27 protein-coding genes are annotated in these 17,230 nt (G+C 61.9%); 3 read left to right on the plus strand and 24 right to left on the minus strand.

Going from position 1 to position 17,230, the window contains the following annotated elements; all coding sequences use genetic code 11:
* Nucleotides 1-87 precede the first annotated feature (87 nt).
* Nucleotides 88-750 (minus strand): c-type cytochrome, encoded by a 663-nt coding sequence (locus tag AC3FLX_RS24205; protein WP_488699861.1) that lies wholly within the window; start codon nt 748-750, stop codon nt 88-90.
* 332 nt (nt 751-1,082) lie between these two features.
* On the opposite strand from AC3FLX_RS24205, the gene yihA reads away from it, so the two are divergent.
* The 3 genes from yihA (at nt 1,083) to AC3FLX_RS24220 (ending at nt 4,293) form a co-directional block, all read left to right on the plus strand.
* A complete protein-coding gene (gene yihA, locus AC3FLX_RS24210) occupies nt 1,083-1,763 on the plus strand; it encodes a ribosome biogenesis GTP-binding protein YihA/YsxC (RefSeq protein ID WP_488699862.1) in 681 nt (226 codons plus the stop codon).
* 274 nt (nt 1,764-2,037) lie between these two features.
* A complete protein-coding gene (gene hemB, locus AC3FLX_RS24215; RefSeq protein WP_488699863.1) occupies nt 2,038-3,036 on the plus strand; it encodes a porphobilinogen synthase in 999 nt (332 codons plus the stop codon).
* A gap of 15 nt (nt 3,037-3,051) precedes the next feature.
* Entirely contained in the window at nt 3,052-4,293 is a 1,242-nt protein-coding gene (locus AC3FLX_RS24220) for a magnesium transporter CorA family protein (protein WP_488699864.1), read from the plus strand.
* A gap of 21 nt (nt 4,294-4,314) precedes the next feature.
* On the opposite strand, the gene dsbD is transcribed toward AC3FLX_RS24220, so the two are convergent.
* The 23 genes from dsbD to rplP form a co-directional block, all read right to left on the minus strand.
* Nucleotides 4,315-6,174 (minus strand): protein-disulfide reductase DsbD, encoded by a 1,860-nt coding sequence (gene dsbD / locus AC3FLX_RS24225; protein WP_488699865.1) that lies wholly within the window; start codon nt 6,172-6,174, stop codon nt 4,315-4,317.
* Nucleotides 6,175-6,275: 101 nt separating this feature from the next.
* Nucleotides 6,276-6,656 carry a divalent-cation tolerance protein CutA gene (gene cutA, locus AC3FLX_RS24230; RefSeq protein ID WP_488699867.1) on the minus strand — a complete coding sequence of 127 codons (381 nt, stop codon included), beginning with the start codon at nt 6,654-6,656 and terminating at the stop codon, nt 6,276-6,278.
* 99 nt (nt 6,657-6,755) lie between these two features.
* Nucleotides 6,756-7,151 carry a 50S ribosomal protein L17 gene (rplQ, locus tag AC3FLX_RS24235; protein WP_010812373.1) on the minus strand — a complete coding sequence of 132 codons (396 nt, stop codon included), beginning with the start codon at nt 7,149-7,151 and terminating at the stop codon, nt 6,756-6,758.
* A 158-nt stretch (nt 7,152-7,309) separates the two neighbouring features.
* Nucleotides 7,310-8,290: a DNA-directed RNA polymerase subunit alpha gene (locus tag AC3FLX_RS24240; protein WP_488699868.1), complete on the minus strand. Its 981-nt coding sequence runs from the start codon at nt 8,288-8,290 to the stop codon at nt 7,310-7,312.
* Between the two features lie 175 nt (nt 8,291-8,465).
* Complete coding sequence (gene rpsD / locus AC3FLX_RS24245; protein ID WP_488699869.1) at nt 8,466-9,089, minus strand: 30S ribosomal protein S4; 624 nt, start codon at nt 9,087-9,089, stop codon at nt 8,466-8,468.
* Nucleotides 9,090-9,369: 280 nt separating this feature from the next.
* Entirely contained in the window at nt 9,370-9,771 is a 402-nt protein-coding gene (gene rpsK, locus AC3FLX_RS24250) for a 30S ribosomal protein S11 (protein WP_008642963.1), read from the minus strand.
* A gap of 24 nt (nt 9,772-9,795) precedes the next feature.
* A complete protein-coding gene (gene rpsM, locus AC3FLX_RS24255) occupies nt 9,796-10,161 on the minus strand; it encodes a 30S ribosomal protein S13 (RefSeq protein WP_011299299.1) in 366 nt (121 codons plus the stop codon).
* A gap of 19 nt (nt 10,162-10,180) precedes the next feature.
* Nucleotides 10,181-10,297, minus strand: a complete 117-nt coding sequence (gene rpmJ / locus AC3FLX_RS24260) for a 50S ribosomal protein L36 (RefSeq protein WP_008642959.1) — start codon at nt 10,295-10,297, stop codon at nt 10,181-10,183.
* Nucleotides 10,298-10,328: 31 nt separating this feature from the next.
* A complete protein-coding gene (gene infA, locus AC3FLX_RS24265; protein ID WP_010812378.1) occupies nt 10,329-10,547 on the minus strand; it encodes a translation initiation factor IF-1 in 219 nt (72 codons plus the stop codon).
* A 28-nt stretch (nt 10,548-10,575) separates the two neighbouring features.
* Nucleotides 10,576-11,919, minus strand: a complete 1,344-nt coding sequence (secY, locus tag AC3FLX_RS24270) for a preprotein translocase subunit SecY (protein WP_488699870.1) — start codon at nt 11,917-11,919, stop codon at nt 10,576-10,578.
* 49 nt (nt 11,920-11,968) lie between these two features.
* The gene (rplO, locus tag AC3FLX_RS24275) at nt 11,969-12,403 is read right to left on the minus strand and encodes a 50S ribosomal protein L15 (RefSeq protein ID WP_008642954.1); all 435 of its coding nucleotides are present in this window, start codon (nt 12,401-12,403) and stop codon (nt 11,969-11,971) included.
* 19 nt (nt 12,404-12,422) lie between these two features.
* Complete coding sequence (gene rpmD / locus AC3FLX_RS24280) at nt 12,423-12,605, minus strand: 50S ribosomal protein L30 (RefSeq protein ID WP_008642953.1); 183 nt, start codon at nt 12,603-12,605, stop codon at nt 12,423-12,425.
* 10 nt (nt 12,606-12,615) lie between these two features.
* The gene (rpsE, locus tag AC3FLX_RS24285) at nt 12,616-13,134 is read right to left on the minus strand and encodes a 30S ribosomal protein S5 (RefSeq protein WP_488699871.1); all 519 of its coding nucleotides are present in this window, start codon (nt 13,132-13,134) and stop codon (nt 12,616-12,618) included.
* Nucleotides 13,135-13,155: 21 nt separating this feature from the next.
* Entirely contained in the window at nt 13,156-13,512 is a 357-nt protein-coding gene (gene rplR / locus AC3FLX_RS24290) for a 50S ribosomal protein L18 (RefSeq protein ID WP_488699872.1), read from the minus strand.
* An 11-nt stretch (nt 13,513-13,523) separates the two neighbouring features.
* Nucleotides 13,524-14,057 carry a 50S ribosomal protein L6 gene (gene rplF, locus AC3FLX_RS24295; RefSeq protein ID WP_488699874.1) on the minus strand — a complete coding sequence of 178 codons (534 nt, stop codon included), beginning with the start codon at nt 14,055-14,057 and terminating at the stop codon, nt 13,524-13,526.
* Between the two features lie 9 nt (nt 14,058-14,066).
* Nucleotides 14,067-14,462: a 30S ribosomal protein S8 gene (gene rpsH, locus AC3FLX_RS24300; RefSeq protein ID WP_153949082.1), complete on the minus strand. Its 396-nt coding sequence runs from the start codon at nt 14,460-14,462 to the stop codon at nt 14,067-14,069.
* A 27-nt stretch (nt 14,463-14,489) separates the two neighbouring features.
* Nucleotides 14,490-14,795 carry a 30S ribosomal protein S14 gene (gene rpsN / locus AC3FLX_RS24305; RefSeq protein WP_008642942.1) on the minus strand — a complete coding sequence of 102 codons (306 nt, stop codon included), beginning with the start codon at nt 14,793-14,795 and terminating at the stop codon, nt 14,490-14,492.
* Nucleotides 14,796-14,804: 9 nt separating this feature from the next.
* Complete coding sequence (gene rplE, locus AC3FLX_RS24310; protein ID WP_124683034.1) at nt 14,805-15,347, minus strand: 50S ribosomal protein L5; 543 nt, start codon at nt 15,345-15,347, stop codon at nt 14,805-14,807.
* A 25-nt stretch (nt 15,348-15,372) separates the two neighbouring features.
* Nucleotides 15,373-15,681: a 50S ribosomal protein L24 gene (rplX, locus tag AC3FLX_RS24315; RefSeq protein WP_488699875.1), complete on the minus strand. Its 309-nt coding sequence runs from the start codon at nt 15,679-15,681 to the stop codon at nt 15,373-15,375.
* A 9-nt stretch (nt 15,682-15,690) separates the two neighbouring features.
* Nucleotides 15,691-16,059 (minus strand): 50S ribosomal protein L14, encoded by a 369-nt coding sequence (gene rplN, locus AC3FLX_RS24320; protein WP_006576237.1) that lies wholly within the window; start codon nt 16,057-16,059, stop codon nt 15,691-15,693.
* A 274-nt stretch (nt 16,060-16,333) separates the two neighbouring features.
* Nucleotides 16,334-16,612, minus strand: coding sequence for a 30S ribosomal protein S17 (gene rpsQ / locus AC3FLX_RS24325; protein ID WP_008642939.1), 279 nt, complete (start codon nt 16,610-16,612; stop codon nt 16,334-16,336).
* Nucleotides 16,609-16,803, minus strand: coding sequence for a 50S ribosomal protein L29 (rpmC, locus tag AC3FLX_RS24330; RefSeq protein WP_010812390.1), 195 nt, complete (start codon nt 16,801-16,803; stop codon nt 16,609-16,611). Before rpmC ends, rpsQ begins: the two co-directional genes overlap by 4 nt.
* A 10-nt stretch (nt 16,804-16,813) precedes the next feature.
* Nucleotides 16,814-17,230: a 50S ribosomal protein L16 gene (gene rplP / locus AC3FLX_RS24335; RefSeq protein WP_006576240.1), complete on the minus strand. Its 417-nt coding sequence runs from the start codon at nt 17,228-17,230 to the stop codon at nt 16,814-16,816.

Genomic DNA, 17,230 nt, shown 5'->3' on the forward strand with positions numbered 1-17,230 from the left:
TGGCAAGCAGGCCACCCTCTTCGATTGTTGCCCGTGCGGCCGGTTCATCCCCTGCGGGAATCCCCGTACACGCGGCCCAGATACGACTTAACGGACGCCGGCGACGTAGTCCGCGACCGCCTTGATCTCGGCATCCGACATCCTGGCGGTAATCGTGCTCATGACCGAATTGTTCTTGCGGGTGCCCTGGCGGAACGCCACCAGTTGCGCTTCGGTGTACTCGGAATACTGGCCTCCAATGCGCGGATACTGTGCCGGGATACCGGCGCCAGTTGGTCCGTGGCAGCCTGCGCAGGCCGGCACGCCCTTGGCGGCGATGCCCGCGCGGTAGATCTTCTGGCCGTCCTCGATCGTTGCCTTGTTCTTGGCGGTGGCAGGCTTGAGCTGCTGCTTGGCCAGGTAGGCGCCGATGTCCTTCATGTCCTGATCGCTCAGTGCCTGGGCGTACAGCGACATGATGGCGTTATCGCGGGATTTGGTCTTGAAGTCCGCCAGCTGCTTGTGAACATATTCGCCCTGCTGGCCCGCCAGCTTGGGATTGACGGCGGCGGTGCTGTTGCCCGCCGTGCCGTGGCAGGAGAAGCATGCGGGAACATTGCGATCAGGTACGCCTTGCGTGTAAAGCGTCTCGCCCTTGGCGGGATCTGGCTTGGCGGCGTGGGCCTGCTCTGCGGCAGATGCCAGCCCTGTCATTGCACCCAGCGGAACAGCCAGCGCCATGACACCCAAAAGTTTCGCAATGCGGTTCATCCTTACACCTTGTCAGATTTGTTATGAACACCGTAATGCATGCCGGTTTCCTTTCTCCCCTTGCCCGGCGGTGAGGAGGCGCCAAGGGGGCAAGAGCTGGGAACGCGTATGCGCGATCGCTGATCATTGATCCGGGACAATATCCCCGACCCAATTTCAGACTTCGCCGATGACATCCGGCAAGGATGCCACACGTCACCCGCTCAGGAGACCGTAAACCGGGTTATTGTACAATAAATCGCTTTCCGGATTGACTTAGGTCAGTCTCTGTGGCGACGTCTGCACTGGCACCCTTGCCAGCCCCGAGTCTGCCCGCTCCACCGCACCTTCGCATGTCCCTTCTACATCAGGCCCGATTCTTCAATACCGTCAACCATCTGCGCGACCTGCCCGCCACGGCTGTTCCGGAGGTGGCGTTCGCCGGCAGGTCCAACGCCGGCAAATCGACGGCCATCAATACGCTGTGCAACCAGAAGCGGTTGGCATTCTCGTCGCGTACCCCCGGCCGTACGCAACACATCAATTACTTCACCGTGGCGCCGGTTAAGGCGACCGATCCGCTTGGGTTCCTGGTCGACCTGCCCGGCTACGGCTACGCCGAAGTGTCGGGCAGCGCCAAGTTCCACTGGCAGGGCCTGTTGTCCGACTACGTCCAGAGCCGCACCCAGCTGGCGGGTCTGATCCTGATGATGGATGCCCGCCGCCCGTTCACGGAACTCGATTGCCAGATGGTCGAGTGGTTCCTGCCCACCGGCAAGCCCATCCACGTGCTGCTGACCAAGGCCGACAAGCTCACCAACAGCGAAAATGCAACAGCGCTGCGTGAGGCACGGCAGATGCTGGCCGACTACGCCGGCCAGTTGGAGAACCCGCCGGCGCTGACCGCCCAGCTGTTCTCCAGCCTGAAGCGCCGCGGCATCGAGGAGGCGCAGCGCGTGGTGGCGGGATGGCTGGCGCTGCCCGAAGCCCAGCCGCCCGAGGCCGCCCAGGCACCGGACGCGCCGCAAGGCTAGATCTGCTTCGCCACCTTCCGACCGGCCAAAAAAAAGCCCCGTTGCAAGCAACGGGGTCCAACTTTCCCACCGGTTCAGGGCGGGTACCCGCTCAGGGAGGAGTAGCGGGGGACACCGCGCTGCGCGAAGCAACACAAGGTGTCCGCGAGTATGATAGCGGGCACGCACAAAAGTTCTTTTTTCTTTCGGTGCATGGGTTTTCTGTCGGCCGCGACCCGTCGCGGTGACGTGCGCCACGCATCCGTCCACGACTTTCTCCTCCCCCGATTCAGCCATGTCCACGTTCCCCGAGTACCGTCCCCGCCGCATGCGCCGCGATGACTTTTCGCGTCGCATGATGCGCGAAAACCGCCTGTCGGCCGACAACCTGATCTATCCGGTGTTTATCCTGGAAGGCCAGAACAAGCGCGAGGCCGTGGCATCGATGCCCGGCGTGGAGCGCATGTCGGTGGACCTGCTGATGCCGGTTGCGGAGGATTGTGTGAAGCTGGGCATCCCCGTGATCGCGCTGTTCCCGGTCATCGATCCGTCGATCAAGACGCCGGACGGCATCGAGGCCACGCGTGCCGAGGGCCTGGTCCCGCGCGCGGTGCGTGCCCTGAAGGATCGCTTTCCCGAACTGGGCGTACTCACCGACGTCGCGCTTGACCCCTACACGAGCCACGGCCAGGACGGCGTGCTCGACGAGAACGGCTACGTGATCAACGACATCACCGTCGACCTCCTGGTCAAACAGGCGTTGGTTCAGGCCGAAGCAGGTGTGGACATCGTCGCACCGTCCGACATGATGGACGGCCGCATCGGTGCCGTGCGCACCGCACTGGAAGACGCGGGCCACATCCACACGCGCATCATGGCCTACTCCGCCAAGTACGCATCGGCCTTCTACGGCCCGTTCCGCGACGCAGTCGGCTCGGCCGCCAATCTGGGCAAGGGCAACAAGATGACCTACCAGATGGACCCGGCCAATACCGACGAAGCCCTGCGCGAAGTGGCCCAGGACATCCTTGAAGGCGCCGACATGGTGATGGTGAAGCCCGGCATGCCGTACCTGGACATCGTGCGCCGCGTGAAGGACGAGTTCCGCTTTCCGACCTACGTGTACCAGGTCAGCGGCGAGTACGCGATGCTCAAGGCGGCCGCGCAGAACGGCTGGCTGGACCACGACAAGGTCATGATGGAATCGCTGCTGGCATTCCGTCGCGCAGGGGCCGACGGCATCCTCACGTACTTCGCGCGTGACGCCGCCCGCCTGCTGAAGGCCACCGCCTGACGCCGACGGCGCCGCATGCAGCTACTCGGCTTTTCGGCCAGCCAGGTACATCCGCTCGCGACGCTGGACGCCGCGCGCGACTTCCTCTCCGGCAATGCAGCGGCCCGCTTCGTCTGGGCCGACTTTGCCACCGACGAAGTCACGCCCGCGGCTGGCGCCTGGCGTGACCGCCTGGAAGCGCTGACCGGCGCCCCGATCCTGGACCTGCACCTGGCCGACGCCACCAACCCTGCGCATCCGTCGTTCTTCGACACGACCAATGCGTACGACATGGTGATCTTCCGCAAGCTGACATTCGAGACGAGCCGAAGGTTCGCCGAAGCAGATGCGGCGCCGGCCGGTGTGACCAGCGAAGCCAGCGCGGCCACCGCGCCGCCCGCGTCGCCGGGTACGCCATCGATGCCAGCGCCGCGCAAGGCATCGCGCAAGTACGCGCCGGGTTTTCTGCCGGCGCTCGCGCGCATCGACACGCAGCCGGTTGCCTTCTTCGTATTCGATAACGTGCTGGTCACCGTACGTCCCGCGCCATCGCGCACCATCGACCAGGTGCGGCAGCGGCTGCTGGACACTTGCGGCGGATCGTCATCGGCGCCGGCGCGATCGAACGGCGCGGCATCGTTGATGCATGGGGTGCGTCCGCCGACCCGACCTGAAGACCTGATGCTTCGGCTGCTGAACGCGATGGTGGACCGCTATCTGGACCTGCGAACGCCACTGACGCGGCAACTTGACCGCTGGCAGCGCGCGCTGCTCAGTGCCCGGCAGAGTTTTTCGAGCTGGGAGGGACTGCTCGACGCGCGTATCCAGTTGCGCCGGCTGGAGAACCTGAGCGAGGAACAGCGCGATGCGCTGCAGGAATTCCGGGACAGTTTGCTCGACAACCGCTACAGCACCGATGACGGTGATGCAGGCGCGGCCAGCCGAGATGAAGTGCTGCTCGTGCGGCTGACCGATCTGATGGAGCACATCATGCGGGTGCTCGCGCACGCCAGGCGTCTCGAAGACTCGATCGAATCGGCCGTGCAGATCCACTTTTCCGCCGTGGCGCACCGGACCAATCGCACGATGCGCGCCCTGACGATCATCACCGCGCTGTTCATGCCACTGACGTTAATCACCGGCGTATTCGGCATGAACTTCGCGCGCATGCCGTGGCTGCAGGAGCCAAACGGGTTCTGGTGGTCGATCGGCCTGATGGGCGGTGTTGTGGCCACCATCGGCGGCATCTGGGCCCTGGGACGCTGGCTGGATCGATAGGCCTGACGCCCCCGCGCTAACTCACGTTTGCGGCAGCTTGCCGAAGGCGCGCTCAAGGCTGTCGAGGAAGCGGTTTGCCGACTGGTAGCCAATCACGCGAACCGGGCGTTCACGGCCATCCGGTCCGAAAAGAATGATTCCCGGCGGACCAAACAGGCCAAATCGCTTCAGCAATGCCTTGTCATCAGCGTTATTTGCCGTGACATCGGCCTGCAGCAATACCACGTTGGCCAGCCGTGCCCGAACCTTCGCATCGGGGAACGTCAGCTTCTCCATTTCCTTGCAGCTGACGCACCAGTCGGCATAGAAATCGAGCAGCACCGGACGCCCTGCCGCGGCGGCCTGTGCCACGCGTGCGTCCAGCTCGGCCACGCTTCGCACACGCTCGAAACGGATGGCGGCCTCCTTGCCGGCCGTCACGCCTGCAGGCGAACCGGAGAGCGCACCCAGGTGCGACAGCGGCTGAAGCGGATCACGTCCACCGGAGGCCACGCCAACGATCTGGATCGCCCCTGCCAGCGCCGCGACCAGGCCGAGGCCTTTGCCCAGACGCAGCAGCCCGCGAGGATCGGGGCCGAGTGAGTCGAAGGCGCCAAGGTACACGGCGGCGACGATCAGCAACGCCGCCCACGCAATCATCACCGTCCAGGCCGGCAGTACTGGCGTCACCATCCAGATCGCCACGCCAAGCAGCAGAAAGCCGAAGAACCGCTTGGTTGCCTCCATCCATTTGCCCGCGCGCGGTAGCAGGTTGCCCGCGCCAACGCCCACCAGCAACAACGGCACACCCATGCCGAGCGCCATCGCCAGCAGCGCGGAGCCGCCGACGAACGCATCGCCGGTCTGCGCGATATAGGCCAGCGCGCCAGCCAGCGGCGCGGTCACGCAGGGACCGACGATCAGCGCCGAGATCGCACCCATCGCCGCGGCGCCAGCAATCTGGCCGCCTTGCCTGCGGTTGGAAGACTCGGTGAGGCGCGTCTGCCAGCGCTGTGGCAGCTGGAGCTCGTAGAGGCCGAACATCGACAGCGACAGCGCAATCAGCAGCAGCGCAAACACGCCGAGGACCCACGGCGTCTGCAGCATCGCGGCAAGGCCTTCGCCAGCCAGTCCGGCGCCGACACCCACGGCGGTATAGACGACCGCCATCCCGAGCACGTACGCCAGCGAGACAACGAATGCGCGGCTTCGGGTCACGCGCTCGCCCACGACGATCGACGACAGGATCGGCACCATCGGCAGCACGCACGGCGTGAACGTCAGCAACAGTCCAAGTCCGAAGAACAGCCCGGCGATCAGCGCGAGGTTGCGGCTCGCCAACGCCCCCGCAATGCGGTCGTTCTCATCGACTTGCGGGGCGCGTGCCGCAGGGGCTTCCGCCTGCGGTGTGGCGGGGCTTGAGCGAGCGGCTGCGCTGCGGTCACCGAACAGGTTACCGAGCACCGACCCGCCAACCTTGTACACGCTCTCCATCGGCGGGTAGCACAGGCCCTTGTCCGCACAGCCTTGCGACGTCACCACAAGCGTCCAGCGGCCATCCGCCGGCACCTGTTCCACCGGCACCTGGACGACTACGGCGCCGCGATAAGTCTCCATGTCCTTGCCAAAGGTCTCGTCAAAATGGACCTTGCCCTCTGGCATCGATGGTTTCCCGAGCGCCACGCCCGCCGGCTGCGCGGCAAACGCGAAACGCTCGCGGTAGAGGTAGTAGCCGTCCGCCACGTCGAAGCGCACTTCGATGGTCTTGGGATCGAGCTGGCGGGCCGCAAATCTGAACGCCTGCTCCGGCGGCAGGAAATCATCCTCGGTCGCGGCCTGGGCGCCAGACCAGGAAACGAGACAAGCGAGAAGCACCAGCACGATTGCGACAATATGCCGCATGCCTTGCTGCGCACGAAAGACTCGGCTGTCGCCGTTTGGCCACGCCGTACCGACACTGATCCCCGTCATTCCCATGAGTTGTTCCGATGCTTGTTCTTGCTTCAGGGCCTGTTAGCCACCCCTGTCGTCTCGCTGCGTACCCAGCCTAGATAGGCCGGCCATCCGGCCGCCAGGGGCCACGCAATGACCTCCGGCACGTCGTAGGGGTGTGCGGCGCGGATCGCGGCCTCAAGCCCGGCATACTGGCTTTCTGTCGTCTTGATCAGCAGCGGCCACTCTTGCGCCTGCTCCAGCCTGCCCTGCCACCAATACTCGGACTGGCACGGCGCCATGCGGTTCACGCACGCGGCCACGCGTGCCTCCAGTACGGCCCGCGCCACGCGCATCGCCGACGCCTCGTCGGGCAGGTTGGTCATCGCCATCCAGACCGGTTCCGCCGGGTCCGGATGGGTCGCGCCGTGAGAGGATTCTGAGACTGTCATGACTGGATAGGTGCACAAAACAAAAGAGCCAGGCAAAAGCCTGGCTCGATTGTAGTGCCGTGTCCGATAACCCGTCAGCGAGGACGGGTCGGGCATCACTTATTCCGCAGCTTCTTCAGCCGGGGCTTCGGTGATTTCCGGACGGTCGACCAGCTCGACCAGCGCCATCGGCGCATTGTCGCCCTGACGGAAGCCGAACTTCAGGATACGGGTGTAGCCGCCCGGACGGGTGGCGTAACGCGGGCCCAGTTCGGTGAACAGCTTCGTGACCATGTCGCGGTCGCGCAGTCGGGCGAAAGCCAGACGGCGGTTGGCAACGGTGTCCTTCTTGGCCAGCGTGATGAGCGGCTCGACAACCTTGCGCAGTTCCTTGGCCTTGGGCACGGTGGTCTTGATCAGCTCGTGCTGGAACAGCGAGTTGGACATGTTGCGCAGCATCGCGAGACGGTGCGACGAGGTGCGGTTCAGTTTCCGCAAACCATGACGGTGACGCATGATGATTCCTTTCGATTACAGTGTTTGACCAGCTCTTCTATCGCATACGCTTGCAGCTTGCGGGCGTCGGCGCGGGCCGGTAGTGCTACGGTGCCACGGGCGGAATTGCCTGTGGCGCGCTGATAGTGGAGCCGCCTTCCGGCAGCTCCACCCATCAATTACTTCTCCAGACCTGCGGGCGGCCAGTTCTCGAGCTTCATGCCGAGCGTCAGACCACGCGAAGCCAGGACTTCCTTGATCTCGTTGAGCGACTTGCGACCCAGGTTCGGGGTCTTGAGCAGTTCGTTCTCGGTACGCTGGATCAGGTCGCCGATGTAGTAGATGTTTTCGGCCTTCAGGCAGTTGGCCGAACGCACCGTCAGCTCGAGGTCGTCCACCGGACGCAGCAGGATCGGATCGATCTGCGGTGCGCGGCTCGAGGCAGCCTCGGCGGCCGACTCGGTACCTTCCAGGGCGGCGAACACCGACAGCTGGTCAACCAGGATACGGGCCGACTGGCGAATCGCTTCCTCCGGCGAGATCACGCCGTCGGTTTCGATGTTCATCACCAGCTTGTCCAGATCGGTACGCTGTTCCACACGAGCCGATTCCACGGCGTACGAAACGCGGCGCACCGGCGAGAACGAGGCGTCCAGAACGATACGGCCGATTACCTTGCCGGTTTCGTCGCCGAACTTGCGCACGTTGCCCGGCACGTAGCCGCGGCCTTGCTCGACCTTGATCTGCATGTCGAGCTTGCCACCTGCGGACAGGTGGGCAATCACGTGGCCCGGGTTGATGATCTCGACGTCGTGCGGCAGCTCGATATCGGCTGCCGTGACCACGCCTTCGCCATCCTTGCGCAGCGACACCGTGACTTCGTCGCGGTTATGCAGCTTGAACACCACGCCCTTCAGGTTGAGCAGCAGGTTGACGACGTCTTCCTGGACGCCATCGATGGTGGAATACTCGTGGACCACCCCTGCGATCGTGACTTCAGTCGGCGCATAGCCGACCATCGACGACAGCAGGACGCGACGCAGCGCGTTACCAAGCGTATGCCCATAACCGCGCTCAAACGGCTCCATCACGACTTTGGCGTGGTGGTCGCCCAGCGGTTCGACGGCGATAATTTTTGGCTTGAGGAGTGCTGTTTGCATTAGGTCGTCCTTTTCAATACCCTCGGCTCGTTACACCGATAAGGCTGACGTTTGGAACCTGAGAAAACCCATCGCGTGATGGGCAATAAGCCCGGCGCGCCGCATGGCACGCCGGGCTGAAAGCGAAGCCTTGAAGATCAGGCAAGCGCTGAACCGTTCGAATGTCGGTCCGCGATTAACGCGAATACAATTCGACGATCAGGCTTTCATTGATATCGCCGGAGATATCGGCGCGATCCGGGGCTTGCTTGAACGTGCCTTCGAACTTCTTGGCATCGACGCTAACCCAGGTCGGGAAGCCCGATTGCTCGGCCAGCGACAGGGCCTCGGCGATACGGACTTGCTTCTTCGACTGCTCGCGGATCGACACGATGTCGCCGGACTTGATCTGTGCCGACGGCACGTTCAGCGTCTGACCGTTCACCAGGATCGCCTTGTGCGAAACCAGCTGACGCGCTTCAGCGCGGGTCGAGCCGAAGCCCATGCGGTACACGACGTTGTCCAGGCGCGATTCCAGCAGTTGCAGCAGCTTTTCGCCGGTGTTGCCCTTGCGGCGGTCGGCTTCAGCGAAGTAACGGCGGAACTGACGCTCCAGCACGCCATAGATGCGCTTGACCTTCTGCTTTTCGCGCAGCTGGTTGCCGTAGTCGGACGTACGGGCACCCGAGGTGCGACCGTGTTGGCCAGGCTTGCTGTCCAGCTTGCACTTGTCAGCCAGCGAGCGACGGGCGCTCTTCAGGAACAGATCGGTGCCTTCGCGGCGGGAAAGTTTGGCCTTCGGGCCGGTATAACGTGCCACTTTATCTTCCTTTGATCGATCGCGACGCCATCATGACGCGCCGCGAGTCCGCCACCAATTGCGACGGACGGTGGGCTTATGGTTCTTCATCCGCGGTGGCCGAGCCACGCGGAGGCAACGCAAAAGCATGACGATATCGCCCTCGTGCGGAGACGGCAGTCTCAACACGCGGACGCAAAACGAAAGCCCGCCGCAACGAATTGCAGCAGGCCAACGCGGGATACTACCACAGTCCGGAGACGTCCGGTATAACCCGAACACACTCCGGCAAGCCTGGCGCTTAGATACGGCGGCGCTTCGGCGGGCGGCAGCCGTTGTGCGGCACCGGCGTCACATCTTCGATCACGGCGATCTTGATGCCCAGCGCGTTCAGCGCACGGACAGCCGATTCGCGACCCGGACCCGGACCCTTGATGCGCACTTCCAGGTTCTTGATACCCTGGTCTTGCGCCACACGGCCGGCGTTCTCGGCAGCGACCTGGGCAGCAAACGGGGTCGACTTACGCGAACCCTTGAAGCCTTGGCCACCGGCGGTTGCCCACGACAGGGCGTTGCCCTGGCGATCGGTGATGGTGATGATGGTGTTGTTGAACGAAGCGTGGACGTGCGCGATGCCGTCGGCAACGTTCTTCTTGACCTTCTTACGCGCGCGCTGGGCGGCGTTATTCGGACCTTTTGCCATTCGTTTCTTCCTATGCCTTCGGCTTTACTTCTTCAGTGCCACGCCGGCCTTGCGCGGACCCTTACGGGTACGAGCATTGGTGCGGGTACGCTGGCCGCGGAGCGGCAGGCCCTTGCGGTGACGCATGCCACGATAGCAACCAAGGTCCATCAGACGCTTGATGTTCATCGTGGTTTCACGACGCAGGTCACCCTCGACCGTGACCTTGCCCACTTCGTCACGAAGCTTTTCCAGGTCGGCGTCGGTCAGATCCTTGACCTTCTTGTCAAACGGTACACCGGTGGCCTCGCAAATTTTGCGGGCGCGCGAGCGGCCGACACCATAAATGGCCGTCAGACCGATTTCGGTGTGCTTGTGGTTCGGGATGTTAACCCCTGCGATACGTGCCATTCGTCAATCCTCTTTCCGATTAGCCTTGGCGTTGCTTGTGGCGGGGATCCGACGAGCAGATCACGCGCACGACACCGTTGCGCTTGATGATTTTGCAGTTGCGGCAAATGCGCTTAACAGAAGCCAGCACTTTCATGATTTTCCTCTTCCTTCAATTCCAGTTCGCGTCACTTCGTCCTGAAGACGATACGTGCGCGCGACAGATCATATGGAGTCAGCTCAACCGTCACCTTGTCACCCGGAAGAATCCGGATGTAGTTCATTCGCATCTTGCCCGAGATATGCCCGAGTACTACATGGCCATTTTCAAGCTTGACGCGGAACGTCGCGTTGGGAAGGTTTTCCAGGACCTCCCCCTGCATCTGGATGACGTCGTCTTTTGCCATACCTGGTGCCCGTCCCGACCCGGCTTTCCTAGCGCAAGGTCAGGTTACCCTTGAAATTCGCCTTCTTCAGCAGCGACTCGTACTGCTGCGACATGACATAGGACTGAACCTGTGACATGAAGTCCATCGTGACGACCACGATGATCAGCAGAGAGGTTCCGCCAAAATAAAACGGAACGTTCCAGCGCAGCACCAGGAATTCCGGCAACAGGCAGACTAGCGTGATGTAAATCGCACCAGCCAGCGTCAGGCGCACCAAGATCTTGTCGATATAGCGCGTCGTTTGCTCGCCCGGACGGATGCCCGGAATGAAGGCTCCACTTTTCTTCAGGTTATCCGCTACTTCCCGGCTGTTATAGACCAGAGCCGTATAGAAGAAGCAGAAAAATACAATCGCAGCCGCATACAGCAGGATGTAGACCGGCTGGCCCGGCGACAGCGTGGCAGCCAGGTCCTTGATGAACCGGCCAACCGCACCCGTCGAGTCAGACGTGAACCAGCCTGCAATCGTCGCCGGGAACAGAATGATCGACGATGCAAAGATCGGCGGAATCACCCCTGCCATGTTCAGCTTCAGCGGCAGGTGGGACGACTGACCGCCGTACACCTTGTTGCCGACCTGACGCTTGGCATAGTTCACCAGGATCTTGCGCTGGCCACGCTCGATAAACACCACGGCGAAGGTCACACCGGCAATGATCGCAACGATCAGGATCGCCGCAATGATGCTCATGGAACCCGTGCGGACCAGTTCGAACAGTCCGCCGATCGCGTTGGGCAAGCCCGCCGCAATACCGCCAAAAATGATGATCGAGATGCCGTTGCCCAGACCACGCTCGGTAATCTGCTCACCCAGCCACATCAGGAACATCGTTCCGGTCACCAGCGTAATCACCGCCGTCGCCCGGAACATCAGGCCCGGATCGATAACCAGCCCTGGTTGCGACTCCAGCGCCACCGCAATCGACAGCGCCTGGAACGTGGCCAGAACCACGGTGCCGTAGCGCGTGTACTGCGTGATCTTCCGTTGCCCCGCCTGCCCTTCCTTCTTCAGCGCTTCCAGCTGCGGCAGCACGATCGTCAGCAATTGCATGATGATCGACGCCGAGATGTACGGCATGATGCCAAGCGCGAAGACGGTAAAGCGCGACAGCGCACCGCCCGAGAACAGGTTGAACATCCCGAGGATGCCACCCGACTGACTCTGGAAAAGCTTCGCAAGCTGGTCCGGATCGATTCCCGGCACCGGTATATGTGCACCGATGCGGTAGACGATCAGGGCCAGCACCAGGAACATCAGCCGGCGCTTGAGATCGCCGTACTTCGCCGTGTTCCTGGCTTGCGCGCTTGCATTGGGTTTCGCCGTGGCCAAACGATGCTCCGACTGTGACTTCGCCTATGCTGCGAATGCTACTGCGTAATTACGCTTCGATCTGGCCGCCAGCGGCTTCGATCGCAGCCTTGGCACCAGCGGTGGCGCCCAGACCCTTGATCGTCACCTTGCGGGACAGTTCGCCGGCCTTGATGACCTTTGCGCTCTTGACCAGCTCGCCCACCAGGCCAGCTTGCTTCAGGACCAGAAGGTCCACTTCAGCAGCTTCCAGGCGCTCGATGTCGCGCAGGGTCACTTCGGCGGTGAAGGCCTTGGTCAGCGAGGTAAAACCACGCTTCGGCAGGCGACGATACAGCGGCATTTGACCGCCTTCGAAGCCGACCTTGTGGAAGCCGCCCGAACGCGACTTCTGACCCTTGTGACCACGACCGGCAGTCTTGCCCAGGCCGGAGCCGATACCGCGGCCGACGCGACGCTTGGCGTGCTTCGAACCGTCGGCCGGTTTCAGGTTGTTCAGTTGCATGTTGCTCTCCGAGTCCCGATCAGGCCAGAACCTTGACCAGGTACGAGACCTTGTTGATCATGCCGCGCACGGCGGGCGTGTCCTGCAGCTCCGAAACGGAGTTCAGGCGACGCAGGCCCAGGCCACGTACGGTGGCGCGATGATCCTCGCGCGTACCGATCAGGCTACGCACGAGTTGCACTTTTACGGTTTTCTGCGACATTTCGTTCACCTTAGCCGAGGATGTCTTCAACCGACTTGCCACGCTTGGCAGCGATTTCTGCCGGCGTGCTCATCTTGGTCAGACCATCGAGGGTGGCGCGAACCATGTTGTACGGGTTCGTCGAACCGTGCGACTTCGTCACGACGTTCGTCACACCCATCACTTCGAAAATCGCGCGCATCGGGCCGCCGGCGATCACGCCGGTACCTTCCTTGGCGGGCATCATCAGCACCTTGGCGGCGCCGTGCTTGCCAACAACTTCGTGCTGCAGCGTGCCGTTCTTCAGTGCGACCTTGACCATCTTGCGACGGGCTTCGTCCATTGCCTTCTGCACGGCCACCGGAACTTCCTTGGCCTTGCCCTTGCCCATGCCGATGCGGCCATCGCCGTCACCAACCACGGTCAGCGCAGCGAAACCGAGGATACGGCCACCCTTCACCACCTTGGTGACACGGTTGACCGAGATCATCTTCTCGCGGAGGCCGTCGTCGCGTTCGTCCTGTTGGACTTTTGCTTGCATCTTTGCCATGACGTATCTCTCTCTGAGCGCTTAGAACTTGAGGCCGGCTTCACGCGCGGCATCAGCCAGGGCCTTCACGCGACCGTGGAAGCGGAAGCCACCGCGATCGAACGCGACGGTTTCCACGCCAGCAGCCTTTGCCTTTTCGGCAACGCGCTTGCCCACCAGGGTGGCGGCCGCAACGGTAGCACCGTTGCCAGTCAGTTCCTTGCGCACTTCTGCTTCGGCGGTCGAAGCCGAGGCCAGCACTTGCGTGCCGCACGGCGAGTACACCTGAGCGTAAATATGCGAATTCGTACGGAACACGGTCAGACGATTGATCTTCAGTTCCGCGATTTTGGCGCGGGTCTGACGTGCACGGCGCAAACGAGCGTCTTTCTTGTTCATCATTGCACCCCTTACTTCTTCTTGGTTTCCTTCAGGATGACGCGCTCGTCAGCGTAGCGAACACCCTTGCCCTTGTAGGGCTCAGGCGGACGGTACGCGCGAACTTCCGCGGCAACCTGACCGACTTTCTGCTTGTCAGCACCCTTGATCACGATTTCGGTCTGCGTCGGCGTTTCGGCCTTCACGCCTTCCGGCATTTCGTGGATCACGTCGTGCGAGAAACCAAGCTGGAGCTTCAGCGCGGAACCTTGCAGTTGAGCGCGGTAACCCACGCCAACCAGGTTCAGCTTGCGCTCGAAACCGGCGGTTACGCCCTTGACCATGTTGGCCGCCAGGGCGCGCATGGTGCCTTGCAGGGCGTTAGCTTCACGCGATTCGTCAGCCGGTTCGAAAGTCAGCGTGCCGTCGGCAACGTTGGCCTTCACCAGGCTGTGAATCGGCTGAGTCAGCGTACCGAGCGGGCCCTTCACGGAGAGCACGCCAGCCGCCACATTTACTTCCGCGCCTTTCGGCAGCGCGATGGGAGCCTTACCTACACGGGACATGTTTGCTCCTTACGCGACGTAGCAGAGAACTTCACCGCCCACGCCAGTGGCACGTGCCTTGCGGTCGGTCATCAGACCCTGCGGGGTCGAGATGATCGCCACACCCAGGCCGTTCATCACTTGGGGGATGTCGCTGCGGCCCTTGTACACGCGCAGACCGGGCTTCGAAACGCGCTCGATGCGCTCGATCACCGGACGGCCGGCGTAGTACTTCAGACCAATGGTCAGTTGCGCCTTGCCACCTTCTTCCTGCACCGAGTAGTCGTCGACGTAGCCTTCGTCCTTCAGGACCTTGGCAATCGCAACCTTCAGTTTGGACGAGGGCATGACCACCGACGCCTTCTGCACGCCTTGGGCGTTGCGGATGCGCGTCAGCATATCGGCGATAGGATCGCTCATGCTCATACTGTTTCTCCTGTAGCCTGTGCGTAATTACCAGCTGGCTTTCGTCAGACCCGGGATTTCGCCCTTGAAGGCGATTTCGCGGATCTTGTTACGCGCCAGGCCAAACTTGCGGAAGGTACCGCGGGGACGACCGGTGATCGCGCAGCGGTTACGCTGGCGGGTCGGGTTAGCGTTGCGCGGGAGCTTCTGCAGCTCGAGTCGCGCCAGATAACGCTCTTCTTCCGACTTTTCTTGGTCGTCAATAATGGCCTTGAGGTTTGCGCGCTTGTCGGCGTACTTCGCCACGAGCTTTGCGCGCTTCTTCTCACGTTCAATCAGAGCCAGTTTAGCCACGGTTACCCCTTAATTACGGAACGGGAACTTGAACGCATTCAGGAGAGCCTTGGCTTCCTCGTCGTTCTTAGCCGTCGTCGTGATGCTGATGTTCAGACCACGCAGCGCGTCGATCTTGTCGTACTCGATTTCGGGGAAAATGATCTGCTCTTTCACACCGATGTTGTAGTTACCACGACCGTCGAACGATTTGCCCGACACACCGCGGAAGTCACGCACGCGCGGCAGGGCCACGGTCACGAAACGGTCGAGGAATTCGAACATACGCTCACCGCGCAGGGTCACCATCGCACCGATGGGGTAGCCCTGACGGATCTTGAAGCCGGCGATGGCCTTCTTGGCCTTCGTCACTACAGGCTTCTGACCAGCGATCTTGGTCAGGTCGCCCACGGCCAGCTCAATGACCTTCTTGTCATTGATCGCTTCGCCCAGACCCATGTTCAGGGTGATCTTGGTGAAACGCGGCACTTCCATGATCGACTTGTAGCCGAACTGCTTCATCAGCGCCGGCACAACCTGTTCTTTGTAAAACTCTTGCAGACGTGCTGTCATGCTCAACTCCTATCTGTGCCCAGAATCAAGCGGCCAGGACGGCACCGGTCGTCTTCAGCACGCGCACGCGCTTGCCGTCTTCGACCTTGATACCGACACGCGACGGCTTGCCATTGGCATCCACGAGCGCAACGTTGGAAATATGCAGCGGCATCAGCTTGTCGACCACGCCACCGGTGGTACCCAGCATCGGGTTCGGGCGAGCGTGCTTCTTGGCAACGTTCACGCCTTCAACCACGATCTTGTCGCCTTGCACTGCCTGGACGACACCGCGCTTGCCCTTGTCCTTGCCGGTCAGCACGATGACTTCGTCGCCTTTGCGAATCTTGTTCATGGCGGCTCCTTACAGCACTTCCGGAGCGAGCGACACGATCTTCATGAAGCGCTCGGTACGGAGTTCACGAGTCACCGGCCCGAAGATACGGGTGCCGATCGGCTCGAGCTTGTTGTTCAGCAGGACGGCGGCATTGCCGTCGAACTTGACGAGCGAACCGTCAGCGCGGCGCACGCCCTTGGCGGTACGCACGACGACTGCGTTATAGATGTCGCCCTTCTTCACGCGACCGCGCGGCGCTGCGTCCTTCACGGTCACTTTGATGATGTCGCCCACGCTCGCATAGCGGCGCTTGGACCCACCCAGTACCTTGATGCACAGCACTTCGCGCGCACCAGTGTTATCGGCCACTTCGAGCCGGCTTTCTGTCTGAATCATGGTGTTATCTTCCCAACTTAATCCGCCAGTCCTTCTGCAATTGAGGACAGCCGGTCAGTCTTGGTCCCGTCGGAGCCAGGCATTGCGCCAAAGCACCGCTTGGGTTGATCAACTTGGAAGTCGGTAGTGCTCGCATCCAAAACTACCGGATGCCAGCCCTTGCTCGCTTCACAGGTCCGCCGGGTGGTGTTGCTAAGGCGAACGCAATAAAGCGGAAGTCCAGGATTATAGCAACACAATCCTGGACTTGCAAGTCAACTTTGTACTGTTGTACTTAGATGACGCGCGCAGCTTCTACCAGCCGGGAAACCACCCAGGACTTGGTCCGCGACAGCGGACGCGTTTCCTGGATCTCAACCTTGTCGCCTTCCTTGTACTGGTTGGCTTCGTCGTGTGCGTGGTACTTCTTCGAACGCAGCACGTACTTGCCGTACAGAGGGTGCTTGACGCGGTTTTCGATCAGGACCGTGACGGTCTTGTCCATCTTGTCGCTCACGACACGGCCCACGAGGGTCCGGCGAAGCGACGTTTCAGTCTTCGCAGCTTCAGTCATTTCGCGTTCGCCTTCTGGGTCAGCACGGTTTGCACGCGCGCGATGTCCTTGCGCACCTTCTTCAGCTGGCTGGTGTTCTGCAGCTGTTGGGTGGCCTTTTGCATGCGCAGGCTAAATTGAGCCTTCAGCAGCTCGGAGAGCTCCTGGTTCAGGCCAGCGGCGTCCTTGCCGCGCAGTTCGGATGCTTTCATCCCAATCTCCTTACGTACCGACCTGACGCACCACGAAATTCGTGGCGATCGGCAGCTTGGCGGCCGCCAAGCGGAACGCCTCACGCGCCAGCTCTTCGCTCACGCCATCCATTTCGTACAGCATCTTGCCCGGCTGAATTTCAGCCACGTAGTATTCCGGATTGCCCTTACCGTTACCCATACGGACTTCGGCAGGCTTCTTCGAAATCGGCTTGTCCGGGAAAATCCGGATCCAGATGCGGCCGCCACGCTTGATGTGACGGGTCATCGCACGACGTGCCGACTCGATCTGGCGAGCGGTCAGACGGCCACGGCCCATTGCCTTCAGGCCGAATTCGCCGAAAGACACGGCGTTACCACGGGTAGCCTTACCCGTGTTGCGGCCCTTCTGCTCCTTGCGATACTTCCTACGCTTCGGTTGCAGCAT

The sequence above is a fragment of the Cupriavidus sp. 291-E7 genome (assembly GCF_057798835.1).